The following is an 882-nucleotide window of genomic DNA, read 5'->3' on the forward strand; positions in this document are numbered from 1 at the left end:
TTTTTTTTTTGATTTTTTGATTTTTTGTGAAGACGTGATCGATGCGCTATAGCGTTGTAATGATCTGCTTTAGTGGAATAGCTGGGGCATTACAGGCTTTATAAATCTTAGACTGCTCATGATTGGGCTTAGTTGACTTACGAATATGTAAGGTTTTCCCTTCCTTGGTTTGCATAGTTGTCGTGACACGATAATGCGTACTTAATTTTAATAAAATAGTCTCCCAGCTATCATGTATGTCAACTTTCTTAAGCTGAAAACGAATACAATGCAAAATATGATATGCAAGTATGCTAATAAAAATATGACCACTTATACGCTCTGTGGTTTGATGATAAACAGGACGCATCCCTAAGTCACTTTTTAATACTCTAAAGGCAACTTCAATATCATTGAGCATGCGATAGGTTTGCCATATTTGTTGATTATTTAAATGGGTTTGATTGGTACGAATGCAGTAAATCCCCTTGTTTTTATTCGCTCGAATTTCCTTGTCATGCCAAGTTAAGGATAAGGCATTTTCTTTGTTGGCATCTGCTTTTAACTCTAACTCAAAATGACTCGCTACTTTGCTGTATTTTTCTTTTAGTCTCCCTAGTTTCTCGCAGACTTTATCATATTTCTTGGTGCAGCCTTTTTTGCTTAACCCTACTTTTACCTTCTCTAATTCCTCAATAAAGCGTTGTTTGAATTTCTCATACATCGCACTACCTTTGCTCTCCATCCCCTGCGAATGGCAATACAGTTCCACCTCATCGCCTTCTGACGGCTTAACTAAATAGGTGGTGACCTTATTATCCTGATCTTCTTTGACAACAACACCTGAAATGTCCTCTGGCAAGGATAAATTACGTTTACGTGATATCACCAAATACTTATAAC

Annotated in this window: 1 protein-coding gene; it reads right to left on the bottom strand. The window is 36.7% G+C overall.

Annotation, left to right across the window (positions count from 1 at the left end):
• Positions 1-46 precede the first annotated feature (46 nt).
• Positions 47-882, bottom strand: an 836-nt coding sequence (locus DNJ75_RS14985) for an IS1634 family transposase (RefSeq protein ID WP_157968417.1), incomplete at its 5' end; no start/stop codon positions are given.

It is taken from the genome of Cysteiniphilum litorale (assembly GCF_003428165.1).
Lineage (GTDB): Bacteria > Pseudomonadota > Gammaproteobacteria > Francisellales > Francisellaceae > Caedibacter > Caedibacter litoralis.